20 protein-coding genes are annotated in these 24,308 nt (G+C 64.0%); 7 read left to right on the forward strand and 13 right to left on the reverse strand.

The annotated features are described in order from the left end of the window. The first annotated feature begins 43 nt into the window (after nucleotides 1-43). Entirely contained in the window at nucleotides 44-1,489 is a 1,446-nt protein-coding gene (locus WF331_RS07400; RefSeq protein ID WP_284398009.1) for an MFS transporter, read from the forward strand. A gap of 26 nt (nucleotides 1,490-1,515) precedes the next feature. Here WF331_RS07400 and WF331_RS07405 read toward each other — a convergent pair whose 3' ends face one another. After that, nucleotides 1,516-2,289, reverse strand: coding sequence for a LysR family transcriptional regulator (locus WF331_RS07405; protein ID WP_016500328.1), 774 nt, complete (start codon nucleotides 2,287-2,289; stop codon nucleotides 1,516-1,518). Nucleotides 2,290-2,411: 122 nt separating this feature from the next. Here WF331_RS07405 and WF331_RS07410 point away from each other — a divergent pair, with 122 nt between their 5' ends. Beyond that, the gene (locus tag WF331_RS07410) at nucleotides 2,412-3,143 is read left to right on the forward strand and encodes an SDR family oxidoreductase (RefSeq protein WP_041168078.1); all 732 of its coding nucleotides are present in this window, start codon (nucleotides 2,412-2,414) and stop codon (nucleotides 3,141-3,143) included. 174 nt (nucleotides 3,144-3,317) lie between these two features. On the opposite strand, the gene WF331_RS07415 is transcribed toward WF331_RS07410, so the two are convergent. Continuing rightward, nucleotides 3,318-4,817 (reverse strand): nucleobase:cation symporter-2 family protein, encoded by a 1,500-nt coding sequence (locus WF331_RS07415; RefSeq protein WP_059395045.1) that lies wholly within the window; start codon nucleotides 4,815-4,817, stop codon nucleotides 3,318-3,320. A 121-nt stretch (nucleotides 4,818-4,938) separates the two neighbouring features. Continuing rightward, complete coding sequence (locus WF331_RS07420) at nucleotides 4,939-6,312, reverse strand: 8-oxoguanine deaminase (RefSeq protein WP_041167777.1); 1,374 nt, start codon at nucleotides 6,310-6,312, stop codon at nucleotides 4,939-4,941. 194 nt (nucleotides 6,313-6,506) lie between these two features. On the opposite strand from WF331_RS07420, the gene WF331_RS07425 reads away from it, so the two are divergent. Beyond that, complete coding sequence (locus tag WF331_RS07425) at nucleotides 6,507-7,718, forward strand: MFS transporter (RefSeq protein ID WP_284398006.1); 1,212 nt, start codon at nucleotides 6,507-6,509, stop codon at nucleotides 7,716-7,718. Here WF331_RS07425 and WF331_RS07430 read toward each other — a convergent pair. The 8 genes from WF331_RS07430 to phnD form a co-directional block, all read right to left on the reverse strand. Then, on the reverse strand, nucleotides 7,688-8,623 hold the full coding sequence (locus tag WF331_RS07430) for a LysR family transcriptional regulator (protein WP_284398003.1): 936 nt from the start codon (nucleotides 8,621-8,623) through the stop codon (nucleotides 7,688-7,690). The genes WF331_RS07425 and WF331_RS07430 overlap by 31 nt on opposite strands. A 169-nt stretch (nucleotides 8,624-8,792) precedes the next feature. Then, nucleotides 8,793-9,620, reverse strand: coding sequence for a phosphonoacetaldehyde hydrolase (phnX, locus tag WF331_RS07435; RefSeq protein WP_049274787.1), 828 nt, complete (start codon nucleotides 9,618-9,620; stop codon nucleotides 8,793-8,795). An 81-nt stretch (nucleotides 9,621-9,701) separates the two neighbouring features. Beyond that, nucleotides 9,702-10,568 carry a LysR substrate-binding domain-containing protein gene (locus WF331_RS07440; protein ID WP_016500321.1) on the reverse strand — a complete coding sequence of 289 codons (867 nt, stop codon included), beginning with the start codon at nucleotides 10,566-10,568 and terminating at the stop codon, nucleotides 9,702-9,704. Between the two features lie 42 nt (nucleotides 10,569-10,610). Continuing rightward, nucleotides 10,611-11,906 carry an MFS transporter gene (locus WF331_RS07445; RefSeq protein ID WP_016500320.1) on the reverse strand — a complete coding sequence of 432 codons (1,296 nt, stop codon included), beginning with the start codon at nucleotides 11,904-11,906 and terminating at the stop codon, nucleotides 10,611-10,613. A gap of 87 nt (nucleotides 11,907-11,993) precedes the next feature. Further along, entirely contained in the window at nucleotides 11,994-13,082 is a 1,089-nt protein-coding gene (psrA, locus tag WF331_RS07450) for an iron-containing alcohol dehydrogenase PsrA (RefSeq protein WP_041168077.1), read from the reverse strand. 194 nt (nucleotides 13,083-13,276) lie between these two features. Next, entirely contained in the window at nucleotides 13,277-14,095 is an 819-nt protein-coding gene (gene phnE / locus WF331_RS07455; RefSeq protein WP_084966714.1) for a phosphonate ABC transporter, permease protein PhnE, read from the reverse strand. Beyond that, entirely contained in the window at nucleotides 14,092-14,892 is an 801-nt protein-coding gene (phnC, locus tag WF331_RS07460; RefSeq protein ID WP_016500317.1) for a phosphonate ABC transporter ATP-binding protein, read from the reverse strand. Before phnC ends, phnE begins: the two co-directional genes overlap by 4 nt. Continuing rightward, complete coding sequence (gene phnD / locus WF331_RS07465) at nucleotides 14,889-15,758, reverse strand: phosphonate ABC transporter substrate-binding protein (RefSeq protein ID WP_016500316.1); 870 nt, start codon at nucleotides 15,756-15,758, stop codon at nucleotides 14,889-14,891. Before phnD ends, phnC begins: the two co-directional genes overlap by 4 nt. A gap of 112 nt (nucleotides 15,759-15,870) precedes the next feature. On the opposite strand from phnD, the gene WF331_RS07470 reads away from it, so the two are divergent. Further along, a complete protein-coding gene (locus tag WF331_RS07470; RefSeq protein WP_016500315.1) occupies nucleotides 15,871-16,737 on the forward strand; it encodes a LysR substrate-binding domain-containing protein in 867 nt (288 codons plus the stop codon). 31 nt (nucleotides 16,738-16,768) lie between these two features. Here the strand turns inward: WF331_RS07470 and WF331_RS07475 are convergent, their stop codons facing one another. Both WF331_RS07475 and WF331_RS07480 read right to left on the reverse strand, forming a co-directional pair. Then, the gene (locus tag WF331_RS07475; protein ID WP_284397999.1) at nucleotides 16,769-18,349 is read right to left on the reverse strand and encodes an aldehyde dehydrogenase (NADP(+)); all 1,581 of its coding nucleotides are present in this window, start codon (nucleotides 18,347-18,349) and stop codon (nucleotides 16,769-16,771) included. Between the two features lie 118 nt (nucleotides 18,350-18,467). Further along, on the reverse strand, nucleotides 18,468-19,850 hold the full coding sequence (locus WF331_RS07480) for an APC family permease (RefSeq protein ID WP_340622781.1): 1,383 nt from the start codon (nucleotides 19,848-19,850) through the stop codon (nucleotides 18,468-18,470). Nucleotides 19,851-20,131: 281 nt separating this feature from the next. Between WF331_RS07480 and WF331_RS07485 the strand changes: the two genes are divergently transcribed. From WF331_RS07485 to WF331_RS07495, 3 genes are all read left to right on the forward strand, one after another. Continuing rightward, entirely contained in the window at nucleotides 20,132-20,974 is an 843-nt protein-coding gene (locus WF331_RS07485; RefSeq protein ID WP_049274798.1) for a helix-turn-helix transcriptional regulator, read from the forward strand. 42 nt (nucleotides 20,975-21,016) lie between these two features. Beyond that, nucleotides 21,017-22,399, forward strand: a complete 1,383-nt coding sequence (locus WF331_RS07490; protein ID WP_284397994.1) for an aspartate aminotransferase family protein — start codon at nucleotides 21,017-21,019, stop codon at nucleotides 22,397-22,399. Between the two features lie 196 nt (nucleotides 22,400-22,595). Then, nucleotides 22,596-24,089, forward strand: coding sequence for an aldehyde dehydrogenase (locus WF331_RS07495; RefSeq protein ID WP_284397991.1), 1,494 nt, complete (start codon nucleotides 22,596-22,598; stop codon nucleotides 24,087-24,089). The last annotated feature ends 219 nt before the right edge of the window (nucleotides 24,090-24,308 follow it).

Consider the following 24,308-nt stretch of genomic DNA (forward strand, 5'->3'; position numbering starts at 1 on the left):
GCTTCGCGGGCATGCCCGCTCCCACAAAGGCTGCACAAGGCCCATGACTGATTACCAACCAAAAGGACCCGTAACCTTGGCCAGCCTGGCAGCAACCAACACCCCCCGCCAAGCCACCTGCATCGCCTTGCTGGTCGCTATCACCTTCTTCATGGAAAACCTCGACGCCACCGTGATTGCCACGGCCTTGCCGCAAATGGCCAGTGACTTCGGTGAAAGCGCTGTCAGCCTGAACATCGGCATCAGTGCCTACTTGCTGGCAGTTGCGGTGTTCATTCCGCTCAGTGGCTGGGTGGCCGACCGCTTCGGACCGCGACAGGTATATACCGGGGCCATCGGCCTGTTCACCGTGGCGTCGTTGCTGTGCGGCATGGCCCCGACCCTGGAAACCTTCGTCGCTGCCCGGGTGCTTCAGGGCATTGGCGGCGCCCTGATGGTCCCGGTGGGCCGGCTGGTGGTGCTGCGCACGACCGAGAAGAAGGACCTGGTGAACATGCTCGCAGTGATCACCTGGCCCGGCCTGGTGGCGCCAGTATTGGGCCCGCCACTCGGTGGCCTGATCGTCACGCATTGGTCGTGGCCCTGGATCTTCTACCTGAACATCCCCCTCGGGTTGCTGGCCATTGCGGCTGCCTGGGTGCTGATTCCTAATGCGCGGTCAGATGAAAAACGCCGTTTCGACACGCTGGGGTTCGTTTTCCTGGCATCGTCTTGTGCAGCGTGGCTGGTCGGTCTGGAAATGCTTGGCTCGCTGGCGGGTGGCAGCTTGGGCGCCGGGCTGGGACTGGTGTCGCTGGGCGGCTTGCTGACCTGGTTGGCAATCCGCCATTGCCGGCGTCATGCTTCGCCGCTATTGCCACTGGATACCCTGTCTATTCCCACGTTCAGGGTCAGCATCGTGGGGGGGACGTTGTTCCGCCTGTCGATCAGCGCCTTGCCGTTCCTGATCCCGTTGCTGCTGCAGATTGGTTTCGGCTTGTCGCCAGTGGATGCCGGGCTGCTGGTGCTGGCGATCTTCGCCGGCAACCTGGCGATGAAGCCGTTTACCACCGGGTTGCTGCGCCGCTATGGTTTCCGCCGCGTGTTGCTGGTCAACGGGCTGATTGGGGTTGGTTGCATTCTGGCCTGCCTGGGCTTGCAGCAAGGCATGCCGTGGTACTGGATGGCCGTGGTGTTGTTCGTGGGCGGGCTTTCGCGCTCGATGCAGTTCACCACGTACAACGCTGTCGGTTTTGCCGATGTGCCCAAGCAGCAGATGGGCGAGGCTTCGACGCTGTTCAGCATGTGCTTCCAGCTGGCGATGGCGTTGGGTGTGGCGGTGGTGGCACTGCTGTTGCGCGTGGCGATGATGGTGCGGGGCGGCGAAGGCGAGATGACAGTCAGCGACTTCCACTGGGCGTTGATTGGCGTGGCGTTGATTGCCTGCGTGGCGTTGGCAGATGCCATGCGCTTGCCGAGCAATGCCGGGGAACAAGTGCTGCGTACCTGAGACCATGGGCCTGCTTCGCACCCCATTCAACCCTGCAACGTATCGCGTAGCTTGACAACGCCAGCAAGCGCCAGCGCCTGGGCCGAGTAGCACAGGCCGATGCGCCGGCGAAGGTCAAGCTGTGGCAGGGGCTCGATGCGCACGCCGGGGTGCTCGGTGGCCAGCGATTCTGGCACGATCGCGGCACCTAGCCCCGCCGTAACCAGCTCCAGGGCCAGGGTAAAGGTGTCTGCCTCTGCCACCAGAATACCGCTGTAGAAAGGTTGCAGGCGCTGATGGCTGGGCTGTGACGGGCAGGTGATCCAGCGCGCTTCGGTGGTTGCCTGCTGCGCAATCGCCAGCACGAACGGGTCGCTGTGCAGCGGCAAAAACAACTCATCCTCACAGCGCAGTTCTTCGCTGGCCAGGCGCACCGCGCCCATGCAGCCGGTCGCCAGTTGCAAGCGCACCGGGGGCTGCATGGCAGCGGCTGCCAGTACAACCTTGCCCAGTACCGCCGCACTCACATCCTGCTCCACGCCGATCTGCAACGGCGCACGCTCACGATCACCCTTGAAGCGGCCGAGCAGGCGATTGGCGTCGGCGACCATGCGCTGCGCTTCGGGGTAGAGCGCGCGGGCATCCTCGGTCACCTCGACGCCGCGGGCCTGGCGCACGAACAGCGTGGTGCCCAAGGCCTGCTCCAGTGCCCGGATGCTGCCGGAAAGCGCCGGTTGGCTAAGGTGTATCGAACGCGCGGCGGCAGTAATGTTGCGCTCTTCGAACACGGCGATGAAGGCGCGAAGCTGACGATAATCCATGGGTTACCCATAAGTGATGCCGATGGCTGCGAAAAGAATTTCCCATTTTTCGCAAGAAAAACCAGCTTCTATACTCGCTCTACTTCTTACCCATAGGCAAATCGGATAACAGTATGGTGACCATGACCAACACCCTTAAACCTTTGGTAGTCATTACCGGTGCCAGCTCCGGTATCGGCCTGGCCACCGCCAAGCTGCTATCCAGCCGTGGCCACGCCCTGTTGCTGCTGTCCCGGCGCCTGGCGCCGATGGAGCAACTGCAGCTGCCCAATACCCTGGCACTGGCGGTCGATATCACCGACCGCGCTGCCGTGCTGGCAGCCGTCGCCGAGGGCGAAGCACGGTTTGGCCCGGTGGACGCGATCATCAACAATGCTGGGGTGATGCTGCTGGGCAGTATCGCCACCCAGGACCCGGAGCAGTGGGACCGCATGCTCGACGTGAACGTGCGCGGCCTGCTCAACGGCATTCATGCGGTCGCCAGCGGTATGGTCGAGCGCAGGCAGGGCACCATCATCAACGTCAGTTCCGTGGCCGGGCGCAAGGCCTTCCCCAACCATGTCGCCTACGTCGGCACCAAGTTTGCTGTTACCGGCCTGTCGGAAAACCTGCGAGAAGAGCTGGCACCGAGCAATGTGCGGGTGATCACCATCGAGCCGGGTGCAGTCGATACCGAATTGCTCAGCCACACGACCGATGCCGCCATCAAGGCGGGCTACAACGACTGGAAGCAGGAGATGGGTGGGGTGCTCACGGCCGAGACCATTGCCGAGACCATCGGCTTTGCCTATGGCCAGCCGCAGTCCGTGTGCATCCGCGAAATCGTGGTGTGCGCTACTCGCCAGCAGCAGTAAGCCAGGGCCCGCGGTCTGTCGCCGTTGTTGTGGGAGCGGCCTTGTGTCGCGATAGGGCTGCGCAGCAGCCCCACAAGTTCAGCGACGCGGCATAGATTGCCGGGGCCGCTTTGCGGCCCTATCGCGACACAAGGCCGCTCCCACAGGGTGCACGTCAGCCTTGGTGAGTAGGTGTCAGTGCATAGCAGGCACCTTGGCCGGTTTCAAATGGCCCTCATCAGGCTCCATGATCGGAACCTCGTTGCCATCGCGGTCATACAGCTTGCCATCACGGAACACATCACCTTCATTCAGCCCGGCGATATCCCGGTAGCGCAGGGTGCGTTCGCTGGCGGCAACGAACACCGACTGCTGGTCGGAGTTGCCGGCGCGCAGGTGGTTGAACAGCAGGTTGAGCAGAATCGCCATGATCGCCGCCGAGCTGATGCCGGAGTGGAAAATGGTCTCGAACCAGGTCGGGAAGTGGTGGTAGAAGCCCGGCGCCGCAATCGGGATCATGCCAAAGCCGATCGAGGTGGCGACAATGATCAGGTTCATGTTGTTGCGGTAGTCCACCTGGGCCAGGGTGCGGATGCCGCTGGCCGCGACCGTGCCGAACAGCACCAGCCCGGCACCGCCAAGCACGGCAGTAGGCACCGCGGCGACCAGCCTGCCCATCACCGGCAGCAGCCCCAGCGTGACCAGTATCAGGCCGGCGCTGGCCACCACGTAGCGGCTCTTCACCCCGGTCACGGCGACCAGGCCGACGTTCTGCGCAAAGGCACTTTGCGTGAACGAGCCGAACAACGGCGCCAGGGCGCTGGAGATCATGTCGGCACGCAGGCCATTGCCCAGGCGCTTGGAGTCGACCGGTGTGCCGATGATTTCACCCACGGCCAGGATGTCTGCCGAAGTCTCGACCATGGTCACCACGATGACGATAAGCATCGACAGGATCGCCGCCACCTGGAACTGCGGTGCGCCGAAGTGCAGCACCTCGGGCATGGCCACCCACGGCCCCTGCAGCGCCTGGGAGAAATCGGCCATGCCGGTGGCCATCGCTGCCAGCGTGCCTATCACGATAGCCAGCAGGATCGACAGGCGCGACAGGCTGGCACTGCCCAGCTTGCTCAGTAGCAGTACCGAGGCCAGGGTGAACGCCGCCAGGCCAATGTTCGCCGGGCTGCCAAAATCAGCGGCCTGGCTGTTCCCGCCCATGGCCCAGCGCGCGGTAACCGGCATCAGGGTCAGGCCGATGGTGGTGATGACGATGCCTGTCACCAAGGGCGGGAAGTACTTGATGATGCGCGAGAACAGCGGGGTGATCAGCAGGCCGACCAGTGACGACACGATCACTGCGCCGAACACCACCTGCATGCCGCCGGTGCCGTCATTGCCGATGATCGCAACCATGGTGGCGACGCTGGCAAAGGAAACCCCCTGCACCAGCGGCAAGCGGCAACCGAAGAAGGGAATGCCCAAGGTCTGCAGCAATGTTGCCAAGCCCCCTGCGAACAGCGAGGCGGCAATCAGCAGGCCGACATCGCCAGCGCTGAGGCCTGCGGCCTGGCCGATGATCAGCGGCACGGCGATCATGCCGCCGTACATGGTCAGTACATGTTGCAGGCCATAGGCCAGGTTGGCGCCCACGCCGAGGTTCTCGTCTTCCGGACGAGGTGAAGCGGGAGAAGTCATGGTGAGTAGCTCGCTTTGTTATTTTATGCGTCTAACAGCACGGTCTCAGTCGCATTCGTTGAGTTTTGAATGGGAGGTGTGGGCTACTGCAACCGGCCTTGGCCGCAGCAGCCCGGGTCTATCAGTTGCCGCTGACCAGCTGGTGTGCCAACTGGTTGTGGCGCTCCAGCACGCGTGGCAGGTCGACGGTGGCCAGCTGGCCGTCCTTCACCACGACGCGGCCGTTGATCACGCTGGTGTGCACCTGGGTCGGGGTGCAGAACACCAGTGCCGCCAGCGGGTCGTGGTGGCCACCGGCATAGGCGACGTGGCCGAGGTCGAAGGCGACGAAGTCGGCGACCATGCCCGGGGCAAGGGCGCCGATGTCATTGCGGTTGAGCACCTTGGCGCCGCCGAGGGTGGCGATTTCCAGTGCTTCGCGGGCGGTCATGGCGTCGGGGCCGAAGCCTACCCGCTGCAGCAGCAGGGCCTGGCGCACTTCACCGATCATGCTGGCGCCGTCGTTGGAGGCAGAGCCGTCGACCCCAAGGCCGACCGGTACGCCGTGGTCGCGCATCTTGCGTATCGGGGCAATGCCCGAGGCCAGGCGCATGTTCGAGCATGGGCAGTGGGCGACGCCGGTGCCGGTGCGGGCGAACAGCTCGATGCCGTGCTGGTCGAGCTGCACGCAGTGGGCATGCCATACGTCGTGGCCGACCCAGCCGAGGTCCTCGGCGTACTCGGCAGGGGTCATGCCAAACTTCTCGCGGCTGTAGGCGATGTCGTTGACGTTCTCGGCCAGGTGGGTGTGCAGCGACACCCCGTACTGGCGCGCCAGCACGGCGGCTTCACGCATCAGGTCGCGGCTGACCGAGAAGGGCGAGCACGGCGCTACCACGATGCGGCGCATCGAGCCGTGGCTGGCATCGTGGTAATCCTCGATCAGGCGCTGGGACTCCTTGAGGATGTCAGCTTCCTTTTCCACCACCGAATCAGGCGGCAGGCCGCCCTGGCTCTGGCCGACGCTCATGCTGCCGCGCGCGGCGTGGAAGCGCATGCCGATCTCGGCGGCGGCGTGGATGCTGTCGTCGAGCTTGCAGCCGTTGGGGTAGATGTACAGGTGGTCGCTGGAGGTGGTGCAGCCCGACAGGATCAGTTCGGCCATGGCGGTCTGGGTCGACACCGCGATCATTTCGGGGGTGAGGCGTGCCCAGATCGGGTACAGGTTGGTCAGCCAGTTGAACAGCTCGCCGTCCTGGGCTGCCGGCACCACGCGGGTGAGGCTCTGGTACATGTGGTGGTGGGTGTTGACCAGGCCTGGGATGACCACTTTGCCGGCCATGTCGAGGATGACGTCGGCCTGTTGTGGCAGGGTATCGGTGGGGCCGACTTGTTTGATTAGGTTGTCTTCGATGTACAGCCCGCCGTTCTTGATCTCGCGGCGTTGGCCGTCCATGGTGACCAGAAGTGCAGCGTTTTTGACGAGGAGGGTTTTCTTACCGGTTGCAGATAACATGGCTTAAGCCCGTTGCAATACGCCTTGGCGATTACCGAGGTCGTAGGCGAGGGATAATGTAATCAGGAACCCTGTAAGTTGTATACACTCAAGTGCTATTGATGATTTTGCTTCATTCAATTCGTGAAAAATAACCAGAAATAGGAATTTTATTTATCAATAGACTGGCAGGATCTTTTCTGGAGCCTGTTTCGATGTCTGCTTTTGAACCCCGCCTTGGGGCTACTGCCACTGGCCGTACTGCTGAAATCAGCGTCGCGGTGCTTGCCTTTTCGGCCTTTTTGATCGTGACCACTGAATTCCTGATTGTCGGCTTGTTGCCCGCGCTCAGCCAGGACCTTGGGGTATCCATTTCGATGGCGGGCCAGTTGGTCACGCTGTTTGCCTTTACTGTGATGCTTGCCGGCCCGTTCTTGACGGCGGCATTGGCGCACCTGGACCGCAAGCGTTTATTCATCACCATTCTGCTGGTATTTGCCGCAGCCAATGCATTGGCTGCGGCCTCGACCAGTTTCTGGGTGCTGGCCATTGCGCGGGTCGTCCCGGCACTGGCGTTGCCGGTGTTCTGGGGCACGGCCAGTGAAACGGCTGGCCAGTTGGCCGGGCCCGATAAAGCAGGGCAAGCCATTTCCAAGGTGTACCTGGGCATCTCGGCGGCGATGTTGCTGGGTATTCCGTTGGGCACCGTGGCGTCCAATGCCGTGGGTTGGCGTGGCGCATTCTGGATACTGGCCGCGCTGTCATTGCTGATGGCGCTGGCCATGTGGGTGTGGATGCCGCACGTACCCCGCGCGGCAAAAGTCGACTTCATGCAACAGGCACGCATTTTCAAGGAGCGCTATTTCCTCGCCAATGTCCTGCTTTCGGTGGTGGTGTTCACCGCGATGTTCACAGGCTACAGCTATCTGGCCGAGCTGCTGCAGCGGGTTGCGGGCGTACCACCCGCATATACCGGTTGGTGGCTGATGGGCTTTGGCGCAGTGGGCCTGCTCGGCAACTGGATCGGTGGACGGGTCGTGGACCGTTCACCGCTCAGGGCGACGGCGCTGTTTCTGCTGCTGCTGGCCATCGGCATGGCGGCGTTCGTGCCGCTGGCCCATGCAGGCCTGGTGTTCTGCCTGGCACTGGGGGTGTGGGGTGTGGCCAACACCGCGCTATACCCCATCAGCCAGGTACGGGTGATGGGGTCTGTGACACATGCCCAGGCTTTGGCCGGTAGCACTAATGTGTCGGCGGCCAATGCGGGCATTGGCCTGGGCGCCGTCCTCGGTGGCTTGACCATCCCTGGCCTGGGTATCGAATACCTGGGCTACGTAGCCGCAGGCGTGGCCGTGGTGGCGCTGGGGCTTGTGCCGCTGGTCGGCGGCCTTGCGCGTCAGCGCGCGTCGCTGGCCCGGGTACCATGAGGCGCCAGCCGAGGCAGCAGGTAGTCGAGCAGGGCGCGGACCTTGGGTAGCCCCTCGCGGCTTTTGAGCCACACCAGATTCATTGGCAGGCCGTCGGTGGCCAGCGCGGGCAACACTTCGACCAGCCGCCCGTGATCGAGGTGTTGCTGGGTCAGCCAGGTCGGTAGCTGGCCGATACCATGACCGGCCAGCACTGCTGCAACTTCACCTTCACCGTCCCCCACCGCGATGCGGGGTTGGACGCTGCGTCGTTCCATTTCGCCAGGTTGGCGGCCCTTGAACAGCCAGGGGCTGACCATGCCATCGGTATGGCCATAGCCGACGCAGTGGTGGTATTCCAGGTCGCGTTCGTCTTGTGGCACGCCGTGCTTTTCCAGGTAGGCGGGTGCGGCACAGAACATCAGGCGCTGGGCACCGAAGTACTGGTGGCCAAGTGCGGCCGGCCAGGCATCCGGGCCACCGATTCGCACCACGATGTCGATACCTTCGTGCACCGGGTCGACAAAACGGTCGGAGAAAGACACGTGCGGTTGCAGCAATGGGTGCAGACGGATGAAGTCCAGAATCAAGGGCAGCACATGCAGGCGGCCGTAGGAGGCTGGCAGTTCTATCCGGACCTTGCCATGGGGTTCGTTGTCGCTGGCGACCAGTGCGTGCTCGACCTCTTCCAGGTCGGCCAGGACCGAGGTGCAGGTACGGTAGAAGATGACGCCAGCCTCGCTGAGCGACAAGGTGCGTGTGGTGCGGTTGAATAGCCTTGCGCCCAGGCGGGCCTCCAGCCGGGCCACGCTCTTGCTGATGGCCGAGCTGGTGAGGTTGAGCCGCTCTGCGGCTGCCGTGAAGCTGCCCAGATCAGCGACGGCAACGAATACGTCGATGCCTTTAAGGCGTTCGGAGGAGTACATGGCTGGCCTTGTTGATGAATTGGGTTCCATTGTCAGTGCAGCATATTGAATGCTGACAAGGGCATTTCATCAATGGCGTATGTGTGTATCAGCCCTTCGCGCAGAAGCGGGTTTGCCCGCGAAACGGATTACGCGTTGTTCGCGGACAAACCAGGCCATGCCGTCAGGTTCAACAGCCTTGCGGCATTTCTCCACGCGCCAGGCGGGCATTGATATCGGCGATGACGCCAGGCAGTTCGGCGATGGTGTCGATCAGGTAATGCGGTCGCGCACCTTCGAACAGGCTGCCAATGCGCCGGCGTTGCTGTTCCAGTTCCGCTTCGGGCAGGGCCTTGTATTGCTCGTAGGTCAGCCCGAGAGCGTTGCCTGAGCACGTCAGGGCCACGGTCCACATTCCCGCGCTGCGGCCTTCGAGAATGCCCGGCCAAGTGTCGTCGACCTTGACGCAAGCCGCTACATCGCTGACCCCCAGGGCAATCACGTTGGCCAGTGCCTGCGCGGGGTAGGGGCGACCATTCGGTACCTCATCGGTCGCCACCACGTGGTCGGCGCTGTAGCCGTTGCTCAAGGCCAGGGCCACCACCTTTTCCATCACCACTGCAGGGTAGCCTGAGCAGGAGCCGATTTTCAGCCCTTGCCGGCGTAACTGGGCAATGACTTCCAGGGCCCCGGGAATCAGCGCCGAATGGTCGGCGATCTTCTCGATTTGCAAGGGCATGAAGCGCTCGTAGATGGCTGTTACATCATCGTCGCTTGGCATATGGCCGAATGCGGCCTGGTAGCGCGCAGCAATGGCGGGCACATCGCACAGGGTGCGTATATGGTCCCACTTGCCCATGCCCATGGGCCCGCGGGCTTCCTCCAGGCTGACCTGCACGCCGAACTCGGCAAAGGCCTCGACGAAGATCTGGGTGGGGGCGAACGAGCCGAAATCCACCACGGTGCCGGCCCAGTCAAGAATGGCGGCCTGCAGTTGCTTGGGGTGCTGATAGTGCATGGCAAAGCTCCAGTGGGTAAAAACTCAAGGTGAGCGCGGCCCGCCCGACGCATTGGCAGGCTCGCTGTAGTCAGTGGTGCATCAGTGCGCGCTGAGCGCGTCGAACAGTTCGGCAATAATCGCCCGGTTACGGCGGATGCCCAGGCAGCACAGGTAGTAACTGATGTGGAACGGGTCTTCGATAAACGCGACAGAACGCGTGCCGGGCCGGTCGGCATACTCCACCGCCGAGACAAAGCCCACGCCGATGCCGTGTACCACTGCATGCACAATCGCTTCGCGGCTGTTCAACTGCATCGCGCAGTCCAGTGAAACGCCATGCCGGCGGCAGCCTTCCTCCACAAGCTGGCGGGTGCGCGATGCCGCCTCGCGCAGCACCACGCGCTGACCGGCAATGTCCTTTACGCTGACACTCGTCTGCCCGGCCCAGGGATGGTCGTCGCGCACCACCGCCAGAATCGGGCAGGTGCGGTACAGCCGAGTGTTCAGGCGCTGGTCGAACTCCGACAGGGCGAGGATGGCCAGGTCGATGTCGAAGTTGTACAGCCGCTCCAGTGTCCCGGCTTCGCTGCTGAACGAGGTTTCCAGTTCGATCTGCGGGTAGCGCTGCATCAGCTCGTACGTCAGGCTCATGGCGATCGGCGGCGACACCGCGCCGATGCGCAGCATGCCTTGCTTGCGTTGCTGGAAGCTGTGTAGCAGTTGCAACGCTTCGTCCTCCTGGCCGAACAGGCCCTGGGTAATTTCGTAGAGCTGGTGGCCTGCCGGGCTCAGCTCGATGAAGCGCCCTCGGCGGTGGAGCAGTTCCACGCAAAAGCGTTTTTCCAGGCCGCTGACCTGCTCGCTGACAGTCGGCTGGCCGATGCTCAGCAGCTCGGCGGCCTGGGTGAAACTGCCGGTCCGCGCCACGGCATGGAAGGAGCGCAACCACTTGTGGTACTGGTACATGACACCTCTCTGGCAATGGCACGGACGACATGGCAGGCAACCTCAGCGGCGCACGAACAGGGCCACCAGGGCACTGCAGGCGCAGGCTGTGGTGACCACGACGAAGATCAGCGACGTATTGCCGGTGGTATCGAGCATACGTCCGATCAGCGGCTCCGCCAGCCCGGCGAACAGGTACGAGGCGAAATTCATGATTCCCGTGGCGGTGCCGGCCCGGCGCGCGCCAACCAGGTCCGGGCACAACGCCCAGAAGCTCGATGCAGGGCCATAGACAAAGAAACCGCAGAGGAACAGCGCCAGCAGGCCTACCGCGCTGTGTGCCGGCAGGCTCCACATCCACAGGCTGGTGAGCGCGCCCAACACCATGTACAGCATGATTGCCTTGTAGCGCTTGCTACCGAACAGCTTGTCCGACACCCAGCCGTTGCTCAGCGCGCCCACGGCCATGCCCACCGGCAAGGCGATGGTGATCCACTTCGGGTCGATGAAACTGTCGCCTTTCTGCCAGTTGGCACCCAGGAAATGCACCGGTACCCAGACGATCAGCCCGTAGCGCGCAGCGTTCTGGAAGCCCAGCGACACTGCGGCCACCAGCAGGCGCGGGTTTTTCAGAACGGCTAGGTAACGCTGGCGCGAGGTTTCTTCGCCGCCCTGGGTGGCCGCGTTGGCGCTGTCTTCGGCGTTGGCTACGCCGGTGTCGTCCAGCGCGGGGTAGCCCATGTCCTGCGGGCGTTCCCGGGCAACCAGGTAAAAAACGATGCCACCGGCCAGCATCAGCAGCACCGGCAGGCGGAAGATCCACCGCCACTCCAGGTGCAGTACATCAATCACCACTACCGAGGTGACGTACGACAGCACCGAAGCGCAGCCGGCGGCGAACACATAGAAGCCATAAACCTTGCCGCGCTCGGCAGCGCCCCACCAGTTTGACAGCAAGCGGCTGCCGGGCGCCCAGCCCAGGGCCTGGAAGTAGCCGTTGACGCCCCACGGCAGGATCAGGCTGAGAAAACCGCCAGCAAAGCTGGTGACCCAGTTGGCGCCGCACGACAGCACGGCGCCGATGCTCATGATGCGCCGGCCGCCGAACTTGTCGGCGAGGTTGCCATTGATGGCCTGGCCAATGGCATACATCCACAGCATGGCGGTGGAGGCCCAGCCGAGGGTTTCCTTGCTCAGGCCGAACTCGGCCTGGATCCCGGGGATGGCGAAACCGAAAGTTTGGCGCCCGGTGTAGAAGAACAGGTAGCAGAACATCGCGGCCAGCAGCATGCGCCATTGCGCGAGGCGAAACGGCATGGTGCTGGGCAGCGCGCCAGTCAGGGTTTGTGCACGGTTCATGACGGTTTCCTTTTGTTCTCTGGCGCCGGCCCAAGGGGCACGGCGAGTCGGCACTCTTGAAAGGTGCTACAGGAAAAACGCGGGATGTCAGGCGGCTTGGGCGCCGATGAAATTGCGCCCACGGGCGCCCTGCATGGCGGCGTCGATCATCGCCTGGGCCTCGGCGGCTGTCACGCCGTAGTCTGCGAATTCGGTGCGCACGCCCAGCTGATGGAGAAATGCTCGCAAGCGCTGTTGGGCCGCTGCCAGGTCGCGGCCGAAGGCCTTCTGCAGGATCTGGTCACGCCCGGCATCACGGCCCCAGGCCAGGCCCAGCACCAGCGGCAGGGTGAACGAGCAGGCGATACCGTGGGGCAGGCCGTGGCGCAAGGTCATTTCGTAGGAAATGGAGTGGGCCAGGGCAGTCTTGGTGTTGGAAAACGCCAGCCCGGCCTTCAGTGCAGCCAACGCCATGCGTGCCCGCAGCTCGCGGTTGCCCAGGTCCTGCTGCAGGCGTGGCAGGCAGTCGAGAATGTCGTCGATGGCCGACAGCGCGAAGGTATCGGAGAGCGGATTGGCGTTGTGGTTCCAGATCGATTCCAGCGCGTGGGACAAGGCATCCAGCCCGGTGGATACCGTCACCCCGGCCGGCACGCTGAGCATCAGTTCCGGGTCGATAAGCGCCACGCTGGGCCAGGTACAGCTCAGGTGCAGCGAGTACTTCTTCTGCTGGCCCGCGTCCCACAAGGTGGCCCATGGCGTCACCTCGCTGCCGGTGCCTGCCGTAGTCGGCGCGGCCACCAGCGTCTTGTGTCGGGCCGGGGAAAACGGTTTGCCGCTGGCCAGCAGCTCAAGCAGTTCATCGAAGTGGCCAGAAGCGGTACCGACGATCAACGCCTTTGCGGTATCGATGGCGCTGCCACCGCCCAGCGCCAGCACCGTATCGCAGTCGCCGTGCTGTGCCCAGAACGCTTCATGCACACCGCGCAGCCAGGCGACATCGGGGTTGGGTTGCACGTTGTCGATCACGCACACCAGTCGCTCGCCCAGCAGGCTGCGCACCCGCGCAACCAGGCCGAGCTGTTCGGCCTCGGGGAAGGTGACCAGGGCGACTTTGCCGGGGCAGTGTCGGGCGATCTGGTCCAGGCTGCCACCGCCGAAAACGGTGGTGACCGGGTTGTGGAAGCAGGCAGGCATGGGCAGTTCCTTATTGTTGTTGGAAGGTGCAGCCATGCTCGTCGGCTGGCGGGTTTCGATCCAATCGATTGATTGCAGGGTGCTATCGGCTGAGCCGATAACGGACACAAAGTGCATGGGCTTGAGCTCCAGGCATGGTCTGCCCGTCGCGCGCCCAGCGGGCGCACGTGGCAAGGGGTTAAATGGGCGGCGAATCAGTGGCGGGCGTTGCCCTGAATGGCATGCCGCAGGCGGTTGGAGATGAGGTCGGCAAGCACCACCATCACAGTGATTACCAGGATGCAGGTGGCGGTTTCCTGGTACTTGAACAGCTTCAGGCTGCTGACCAGCTCGAAGCCCAGGCCACCTGCACCGACCATGCCCAGCACCGTGGCCGAACGCAGGTTCACCTCGAAGCGGTACAGCACCACGGCGATCCAGGCGGTGATCACTTGCGGCAGCACGCCGAAGGCGATCACCTGCAGTGGCCGCGCACCGGTGGCCCGCAGCGCTTCAATGGGCCCCTGGTCGATTTCCTCGATGCTTTCGGCAAAGAACTTGCCGAGCATGCCCACGCCATGCAGCGCCAGGGCCAGCACGCCTGGGAAGGGCCCCAGCCCTACCGCCGAGACGAACACCAAGGCCAGGATCAGCTCGTTGATGCTGCGGATCACGTTCAGCAGCTGCCGGGTGGCCTGGTACAGCCAGCGGTTGCCATGCAGGTTGCGCGCGGCCAGAAAGCCCAGCGGCACGGCGAGAACGATCCCCAGCAGGGTGCCCCATAGCGCGATTTGCAAGGTTTCCAGGGCCGGGCGCCACAGACTGGGCATTATGCTCAGGTCTGGCGGTAGCGAGCGGCCAAGGAAGTCGCCGATCTGTGGCAGCCCGTTGGCCAGTTCGCCCCAGCTCAGCTGTGCCCCTTCGGCGCTCCACTGCAGCACCAGGACGATCGCCAGCAACAGCGCGCCAGCGCCCAGCCAGCTGCGAGCGCGAGTGGGTGTGTTGACCAGCCATTGGTGGCTCTGCGGGTTCATGCCGAGGCTCCTGTGCCAGTGGCCAGCATTGGCCGTGGTGCAGCCATTGCCTGCCCGGGCTCATTGGCAGAGGGGGTGTGATAGATGCGCTGCAGCGCGGCTTCGTCGAGCTGACCGGGTGGGCCGTCGAACACCAGGCGCCCGTTGGCCAGGCCGACGATGCGATCGGCGAATGCCCGCGCCAGTTCCACCTGGTGCAGGTTGCACACCACGGTGATGCCGAGGGTGCGGCTGGCTTCGCGCAGGTACTGCATGACCACATGCGCGGTGTTCGGGTCGAGGCTGGCCACCGGTTCGTCGGCCAGGATCACCTGTGGTCGCTGGGCCAGCGCACGGGCGATACCCACCCGCTGCATCTGCCCGCCAGACAGCGCATCGGTGCGCGACCCGGCCTTGTGCTCCAGCTCGACCCGGCGCAGGCAATCACGCGCCAGGGCCACGTCGTCGCGGCGAAACAGCTGTAGCAGCGAGGCAAGGGTGCTGCAGTGGCCGAGACGGCCGGTCAGCACGTTCTTCAGCACCGACAGCCGCGCGACCACGTTGTGATGCTGGAAGATCATCGCTACCTGCCGGCGCAGTGCGCGTTGGTCGGCTGCACGCATGGCGTTTACCCCGGCCACCTGCAACTCGCCGGTGTCGGCCTGGGCCAGCCGGTTCATGCAGCGCAGCAGGGTCGACTTGCCGGCGCCGGACTGGCCGAGGATCACCACGAATTCACCGGCCTGAACATCCAGGTCGATGCCGCGCAGTACCGGGTTGTCGGCGTAGCCCTTGGTCAGCTGGCGGATACGGATCATTTCAGGCTCCGCAGGTCGAGGTCGAGCACTTTGGCGGTGTCACGAACCACGTTGTAGGCCGCGTCGGTGGTCGGCTGGAAGCCATTGAGCATGCCCTGATCGCCCCATGGCACGTCCTTGATCCCGGCAAACGCGGTGCGCAGCCTGGCCTGCAGTTCGGGGTCGAGGTTGTTGCGCCAGACCATCGGTGATTCGGGAATGTCCGGGGAGGTCCACACCACCTGGAAGTCCTGTTGCTGAACCTGTCCGTTGTTCACAGCCCCGGCCAGGATACGGTCGGCCACGGCCGCTGCATCAACCTTGCGGTTTGCCACGGCAAGAATGCTGGCATCGTGCGAGCCGGAGAAGATCACCCGTGAGAACAGGGTTTTCGGGTCATGGCCAGCGTGCTCGAGGCCGGCCTTGGGGAACAGATGGCCGGAGGCCGAGCTGGGGTCGACGAAGGCGAAGGTGTGGCCCTTGAGGTCGTCGAGCGTTCGAATGCCGCTGTCCTGACGGGCGATGATCAGGCTGTGGTAGGCGCTGCCGGCAGTCTTTTTGGTCACCGCCACGGCAAACGCTTCGGCACCGGCGATCTGGTTGGCCAGTACGTAGGAAAACGGGCCGAGATAGGCCACGTCCAGCTTGCCGGCGCGCAGGGCTTCGATCACACCGTTGTAGTCAGTAGCGACGAATGGCTTGACCGGCATGCCCAGGCGCGCTTGCAACTGGTCGAGCACCTGCTGGCTGCTCTTGATCATGGCCTGGGAGTCTTCCGACGGGATCAGGCCGACGGTCAGCACCTGCTGTGCCTGCACGGCGGGGGCGAGCAGCAGTGGCAGCAGGGCGAGGCGGGCACAGCGCAACAGTTTCGGGAAGGGTGTCATGGCAATACCGGAGTGGTTGTTGTCGGTAACGCCAAAGCTAGGGCTGTCATGTGACAGTCACAGCATCAATTCAATATGCGTTTGGCCAGCCAACCATTCAAAGGATCTATGGATGTCTACCGCTCGCCTGCGCACTTTCCTTGCCGTGGCCCGGCACGCCAGCTTCAGCGCCGGGGCCAGGGCCATCGGCCTCAGCCAGCCGACCGCGACCAACCAGATCCAGGGGTTGGAACGCGAATTTGATGTCGAGCTGTTTCACCGCCGCGGTCGGCGCATCGAGCTGACCGCAGTTGGCCGCGCCTTGCTGCCCATTGCCCAGCAGATGTCGATGCTCGAAGCCGAGGCGACCAGCCTGCTGCGCGACAGTGGCCAGCTAAACCGTGGTGAGCTGAAGATCGGTGCAGTGGGGCCGTTTCATGTGATCGAAATGGTCGACCGCTATCGGCAGGCGTACCCCCAGATCGACGTGTCCATCCGCGTGGGCAACTCGGCGTCAGTGCTGGCCGATCTGCAGGGCTATGTGACCGACATCGGTGTGTTGGCGGGGCTGCACCATGATCCGGCGTTTGTCGCACAACGTTATGCCAGGCACCCGGTGATCCTGTTCGCCCGCGCCGATCACCCTTTTGCCCGCCACGATCAGGTGCCGCTGCAAGCCCTGCAGGGGCAGCCGTTGCTACGCCGTGAGCAGGGTTCGACTACGCGGCTGGCGCTGGACAATGCGCTGGAAGCGGCGCAGGTAACACCGCGCATCGCCATGGAAATCGGCAGCCGCGAGGCGCTGCGCGAGGCGGTGATCCGTGGCATCGGCATCGGCGCGGTGTCCGAGGCGGAATACATTGGCGACCCGCGCCTGAAGATGATCCGCATTGCGCAGGACCCGGTGTACACGGAGACTTACCTGTATTGCCTGGCTGATCGGCAGAGCAGCCAGGTAATTGCGTCTTTCCAACGTTGCCTGCAAGCCTGGCACGGCTAAGCTGCACCGTGCCTGCTCAACATGCGCCGTATCACACTGCGTCGCGGCTGTTCACGCCATCGAGCAACCGCGCAATCCCCAGCGGGTTTGCGTTTTTCAATGCATCCGGCAGCAGTGCATCGGGGTAGTTCTGGAAGCACACCGGGCGCAGGAAGCGGTCGATGGCCAAGGTGCCGACCGAGGTGCCGCGTGCGTCGGAGGTGGCCGGGTAAGGCCCGCCATGCACCATTGCATCGGAAACCTCCACACCGGTCGGGTAGCCGTTGAGCAGCAGGCGCCCGGCCTTGCGCTCCAGCAACGGCACGAGCGAGGCGAAGGCGTGCAGGTCATCAGGCTCGGCAATCAGCGTGGCGGTCAGTTGCCCTTGCAGGTGGCGCAGCGCTTCGGCCAGTTGCTCGGCGTCGGCCACCTCCACCACTACGGTGGTCGGGCCGAATACTTCTTCCTGCAGCAGCGGGTCGCCCTTCAGCAGCAGGCTTACGTCTGCCTTGAACAGCTGTGGCTGGGCCTGGTTGCCGGTGTGTGGCTGCCCGGCCAGGTGCTGGATACCCGGGTGCGCCAGCAGGTGCTGCACACCGTTCTGGTAGCTGCGCAGGGTGCCGGCGTTCAGCATGGTCTGCGGGCCCTGGTCGGCCATGCGTGCCACCAGCGTTTGCACGAAATGCTCGAATTGCGGCGACTGGATGCCCACCACCAGGCCAGGGTTGGTGCAGAACTGGCCGCAACCCATCACCACCGAGGCAGCCAGTTCGCCGGCTACCTGCTCGCCACGTGCTTGCAGCGCCTGGGGCAGGACGATCACCGGGTTGATGCTGCTCATTTCGGCAAATACGGGGATTGGCTGCGGGCGTGCTGCCGCCATGTCGCACAGGGCGCGGCCACCGCGCAGCGAGCCGGTAAAACCGACCGCCTGGATGGCCGGGTGCTTGACCAGCGCCTCGCCCACGCCGGCGCCGTAGATCAGGTTGAAGACGCCTGCCGGCACGCCGCTGCTGGCCACCGCGCGGTCAATGGCGCCAGCCACATGGGCGGCAGTGAGCATGTGCCCGCTGTGCGCCTTGAACACTACCGGGCAGCCAGCGGCCAGCGCCGAGGCGGTGTCCCCGCCAGCAGTGGAGAAGGCCAGCGGGAAGTTGCTGGCACCGAACACGGCCACCGGGCCCACGCCGATGCGGTACTGGCGCAGGTCCGGACGCGGCAGCGGGGTACGCTGGGGCAGGGCACGGTCGATGCGCGCGGCGTAGAAGTCGCCTCGGCGCACCACCTCGGCAAACAGGCGCAGCTGGTTGCTGGTACGGCTGCGTTCGCCACGGATGCGGGCTTCGGGCAGCGCGGTTTCGCGCATCACATGCTGGATGAAGTCGTCACCCAGTGCGTCCAACTCGTTGGCAATGGCGTCGAGGAAAGCGGCACGCTGGGCCGGGCTGGTGCTGCGGTAGGCGGGATAGGCGGCGTCGGCGGCCTGCACGGCAGCCTCTACTTCGTCGCCGGTCGCCTGGTGGAAGGCGTAAGGCAGCGGCTCCCCGGTGTGGGCGTCGACGCTGTTCAGCAGTACGTCACCGTTGCCGCTGAGTTGGCCGGCGATATGGTTCAGGCGATGTTCGATGGACATTTCGTTTCCCGTTGGCAATGACAGTCGTTGCACTGGGACTGTAGGGGGCGAACGGGGGGCTGAATAATGATTAATGCGGATCGGGTGATAACGACCAGTTATCACCCAGCGTGTAGCGTCACTCCGCCATCTGCAATTCCGGCAGCTTCACCCGAAACGCGCGGGTCAGCCCCATCAGCACCACCAGGCCCATGCCCATCCAGCACAGGCCGATGGTGAACGACAGGCTGGTCAGGCTGCTCCACAGCCATAGCGTGCTGAGAAAGCCCAGGCCTGGGATGGCGCCGTACAGCAGGTAGTTGCGGCCACCGCGCAGTTTCTGGTCGACAAGGTAGTGCTTGACCACCGCCAGGTTCACCGCCGAAAAGGCGAATAGCGCGCCGAAGCTGATCATGTTGGCCACGGTGTCGAGGGTGATCACCAGGGCGATCAGCGACAGCAGGCTGACCACCAGGATGGGAGTGGCTGGCACGCGTTTTTTCGTCACCAGTTGGCCGAACGCCCGCGGCAACGCGCCGTCGCGGCCCATGGCGAACAGCACGCGCGACACGCTGGCCTGGGACACCATGGCCGAGGCGAAGCAGCCGGCCACGTAGGTGGCAGTGAAGGCCGTTACCAGCAGTTCGCCGCCGACACGGCGCATCACATCCACCGAGGCCGAATCCGGGTCGGCGAAGCTGCCCCAGTCGGGGAACACCATCTGCGCGCAGTACGACACCACCAAGAACAGCAAGCCGCCGATCAGCGAAACCGCCAGGATCGCCACCGGAATGCGGTAGGTCGGGTTGGTCGTTTCTTCGGCCATGGTCGAGACGGCATCAAACCCCAGGAAGGACAGGCACAGCACGGCAGCGCCGGTCATGATCAGCGGCACGCTGAAGCCTTCGTGATGGAAGGGGGCGAGTAGCGACACCGGCTCCGCGTGCCCGCTGAGCTTGAGCACGGACAGGGCGACGAAGACGATGATGAACACCAGTTGCACCACTACCAGGATCCAGTTGACCCGGGTGATGGACTCGATGCCGATCAGGTTGAGGAAGGTGACCAGGGCAATTGAGCCTGCCACCCACACCCAGGCGTGGATAGCCGGGAAGTATTCCGACATGTAGATGCCGATCAGCAGGTAGCTGAGCAGCGGCAGGAAGATGTAGTCGAGCAGCAGTGTCCAGCCGGTAATAAAGCCGATGTGGCTGCCGAAGGCCTTGCGCGTATAGGTGTAGACCGAGCCGGAGTAGGGGTGGGCCTGAACCATGCGGCCGTAGCTGTAGGCAGTCAGCAGCATGGCGGCGAGGGTGAGCAGGTAGGCGGTGGGCAGGTGCCCTTTGGTCATCTGGGTGACCAGCCCGTAGGTGGTGAATACGGCCAGGGGCACCATGTAGGCCAGGCCGAACAGGACCAGGGCAGTCAGCCCCATGGACTTGCGGAAGCGGCCGGTGTTGGCGCAGGGATGCGCGGCGGTGTCATGTGAGGGGCTATGGGCTGTACTTGTTGTTGTATGCATTGCTAACTCCTGGAAGGGGATGCAAGACACCGCGGTACGCGAGCTGGCTCGTTACCGGTGGGTGAAGTGCAAGGAGGTCGAGCGGAAGGCTCGCAGCGCTGGGGCGGGTTGATGCTCCCACACCCTGCAGGTACCCGGAATCACCCTTTGGGGTGAGCGGGTACAGCCTTGCCCGGCTCACCCCAAAGGGTGATTTCGGCGTCTGCGGTGGCGTGGGAGTATCTGGTCAACAACGCACCGCACTGGCGGCGGTGCCACTGAATAGAAACGGCAGGCCCACAGTGACTAATCAATTGCTTTCAGAACAGTGGTTCGAGCACCTGGCCAAGGTCACCGAGGCAATCGGCCGACCGGGCTTTGCCGCCAACCTGTTTGCCGCACTTGGCGTTATCCGGCCGATCCAGGCGACCACGGTGTACCTGTACCCGCACGACGGCATGCCTTGTGCGCTGTTCGAGCAGGACGACAAGGCGCCCTGGCAGCCTGAGGGCAATGTCAGCCGCTACTTGTCCGGCTTCTACCTGCTCGACCCGTTCTACGGTGCCTGTGTGGAGCAGGTAGCGTCGGGGTGCTATGGGTTGTTCGAAGTGGCACCCGACCATTTCGAGGTCAGCGAGTACTACCAGTCGTTCTACCGGCACTCGCACCTGGAGGATGAGCTCAACTACATCCTGCAGGTTGCGCCGGGGCAGAGCCTGGCGGTGTCGCTGGCGTTCACCGACAAGCTGGATGCACACACCCGCGAGCTGTACGGGCGCATCACGCCTTGGGTGCTGGCGGTGCTGAGCAAGCACTTCGCCGGGCTGGACAGCCGCGCCGCGCGCTTCGAGAACATCCTCGAACAACGCATCCACGCCGCGCTGAACAACTTTGGCAGCTCGCTGCTGACCGAACGTGAATGCCGTATCGCCCAGTTGATCCTGCGTGGCCACTCGACCAAGTCGCTGGCCGAGCGCCTGGGCGTGTCGGAAGACACCATCAAGTCGCACCGCAAGAACGTCTACGCCAAGCTCGACATCGGCACCCAGTCCGAGCTGTTTTCCCTGTTCATCGACGCGCTGGCCAATGCCCAGGGCGTGCTGGGCAAGGACCCGCTGGAAAGCTACATGGGCAAGCTGCGCTGAGCGCCAGCCACCCTGCAACCCCACCGCAAAGGAAAACCAACAATGAATGCGCCTTTCGCCCCGCAACGCCAGACCCGCGACTACCAGGCAGCCGATGCCGCGCACCATATCCATGCCTTCCTCGACCAGAAGGCGCTGAATGCCGAAGGGCCGCGGGTGATCGTCGGTGGCGAACGCCTGCACCTGTGGGACAGCGAGGGCAAGCGCTACCTGGATGGCATGTCTGGCCTGTGGTGCACCCAGCTCGGCTACGGGCGCCGCGACCTGACTGTCGCTGCCGCCACGCAGATGGACCAGCTGGCGTACTACAACATGTTTTTCCACACCACCCACCCGGCGGTGATCGAACTGTCCGAGCTGCTGTTCAGCCTGCTGCCCGGCCACTACAGCCATGCGATCTACACCAACTCCGGCTCTGAAGCCAACGAAGTGTTGATCCGTACCGTACGCCGCTACTGGCAAGTGGTCGGGCAGCCGAACAAGAAGGTCATGATTGGCCGCTGGAACGGCTACCACGGCTCGACCCTGGCGGCCACGGCGCTGGGCGGCATGAAGTTCATGCACGAAATGGGCGGGCTGATCCCGGATGTGGCGCACATCGACGAACCGTACTGGTACGCCGAGGGTGGCGAGCTGACCCCGGCCGAGTTCGGCCGCCGCTGCGCCTTGCAGCTGGAGGAAAAAATCCTCGAACTGGGCGCCGAGAACGTTGCCGGCTTTATCGCCGAGCCGTTCCAGGGCGCAGGCGGCATGATCTTCCCGCCGGAAAGCTACTGGCCGGAAATCCAGCGCATCTGCCGCCAGTATGACGTGCTGTTGTGCGCCGATGAGGTGATTGGTGGCTTTGGCCGCACCGGCGAGTGGTTTGCCCATGAATACTTCGGATTCGAGCCCGACACCCTGTCGATCGCCAAGGGCCTGACCAGCGGCTATGTGCCCATGGGTGGCCTGGTGCTGAGCAAGCGCATTGCCGAGGCGCTGGTGGAACGTGGCGGGGTGTTTGCCCACGGCCTGACCTATTCCGGCCACCCGGTGGCGGCGGCGGTGGCGACTGCCAACCTGAAGGCGCTGCGCGACGAAGGCATCGTCACCCAGGTGAAGGATGACACCGGGCCGTACCTGCAGCGCATCCTGCGCGAGGTGTTCGCCGACCACCCGTTGATCGGCCAGGTGCAGGGCGCCGGGTTGGTGGCAGCGTTGCAGTTCGCCGAGCACAAGCCGACGCGCAAACGCTTCGCCAACGAGAACGACCTGGCCTGGCAATGCCGCACCTTTGGTTTCGAGGAAGGCGTGATCATTCGCTCGACCCTGGGCCGGATGATCATGGCACCGGCCTTGATCGCCAACCACAGCGAGCTGGATGAGCTGGTAGAGAAAACCCGCATTGCCGTGGACCGCACCGCTCGGTTGGTTGGCAAGCTCTAAGCCGTTGCCAAGGGCAACCGGTTTCCCCTGTAGGAGCGGGCATGCCCGCGAACACCGGCGAAGCCGGTGCCATCCTTCGTGTCGCCTGATTCGCGGGCACGCCCGCTCCCACAGAGGAGGCGCGGCGCGCTTGCGGACTGTGTGGTACCTGTTACTTCCGCAAAAAAGATCGCCACAGCGGTCGCCTGGAGTACAAATGTACACCCTCGAATTCTGGCAACAACGCGCCTCGGACCTGTACCTGCCATCCCAGGCGCTGATCAACGGCAAACCCGTCAACGCACAGGATGGCGCCACGTTCGCCGCCATCAACCCCGCAACCAACACCGTACTGGCCCAGGTCGCTGCCTGCGGCCAGGCCGAGGTCGACCTTGCCGTGGCCAGCGCACGTCGGGCCTTCGAACAAGGCCCCTGGCCGCGCATGGCCCCAGGCGAGCGCAAGAAGGTGCTGCTGCGCCTGGCCGAGCTGATCATGGCCCATCGCGAAGAACTGGCATTGCTTGACTCGCTGAACATGGGCAAGCCGGTGATGGACGCCTACAACATCGACGTGCCGGGCTCGGCCCATGTGTTCGCCTGGTACGGCGAGGCGCTGGACAAGCTGTATGACCAGGTGGCGCCCACTGCTGCCAATGCGCTGGCTACCATCACCCGCGAAGCCCTCGGCGTGGTCGCTGCCGTGGTGCCATGGAACTTCCCGCTCGACATGGCCGCCTGGAAGCTCGCCCCGGCGCTGGCTGCCGGTAACAGCGTGGTGCTCAAACCTGCCGAGCAATCACCGTTCTCGGCCCTGCGCCTGGCCCAGCTGGCGCTGGAAGCCGGTGTGCCGGAAGGCGTGCTGAACGTGGTGCCTGGCTTGGGCGAGCGGGCTGGGCAGGCGCTGGGCCTGCACCCGGATGTGGATTGCCTGGTGTTCACCGGCTCCACCCAGGTGGGCAAGTACTTCATGCAGTACTCGGCGCAGTCCAACCTCAAGCAGGTGTGGCTGGAGTGCGGCGGCAAGAGCCCCAACCTGGTGTTCGAAAACTGCCAGGACCTGGACCTGGCGGCGGAAAAGGCCGCATTCGGTATTTTCTTCAACCAGGGCGAGGTGTGTTCGGCCAACTCGCGGCTGTACGTGCAGCGCTCCATCCATGACGAATTTGTCGAGCGCCTGCAAGCCAAAGCCCGCCAGTGGTTGCCGGGCAACCCGCTGGACCCGGCGAGCCGTGCTGGTGCCATTGTCGATACCGAACAAACCGGCCGCATCGAAGCCGCCATTGTGCGCGCCGGGCAAGAGGGCGCAAGTTTGGTGTGTGGCGGTCGGCGCCTGACCATCGAAGGGTCGGACAACTACATCGAGCCGACCATTTTTGCCGGTGTCCATGGCCGCATGAGCCTGGCGCGGGAGGAAGTGTTCGGGCCGGTGCTGGCAATCAGCGCCTTCGACACGGAAGAAGAGGCGGTGCGCCTGGCCAACGACAGTATCTATGGCCTGGCGGCTTCGGTGTGGAGCGATGACTTCAACCAGGTGCACCGGGTAGCGCGGGCGTTGAAAGCCGGTACCGTGTCTGTGAATACAGTCGACGCGCTGGATGTGACGGTGCCTTTCGGCGGTGGCAAGCAGTCGGGGTTCGGGCGCGACCTGTCGTTGCATTCGTTCGATAAGTATTCGCAGCTCAAGACCACCTGGTACCAGCTGCGCGGCTGAGGTTCGCAGAGCACCTGGTCGGTTGCAGGAGCGGCTTGTGTCGCGAAAGGGCCGCAGAGCGATCGGAGAGGAAGCGGGGTTGCCTGAGGGCATGCAGGCGCTGATTGTCGGGGCGTTGGTCATGCTGGAACAGCGGGTTTGAAGCTTATGTAACGACTGTGCGGCTTTTACTGGCCCAGGTTAATTTTTTTTGCCATCCCGGCAGAAAGCCCACGTGCG

It is taken from the genome of Pseudomonas sp. YNh, assembly GCF_037993085.1.
GTDB classification, from domain to species: domain Bacteria; phylum Pseudomonadota; class Gammaproteobacteria; order Pseudomonadales; family Pseudomonadaceae; genus Aquipseudomonas; species Aquipseudomonas putida.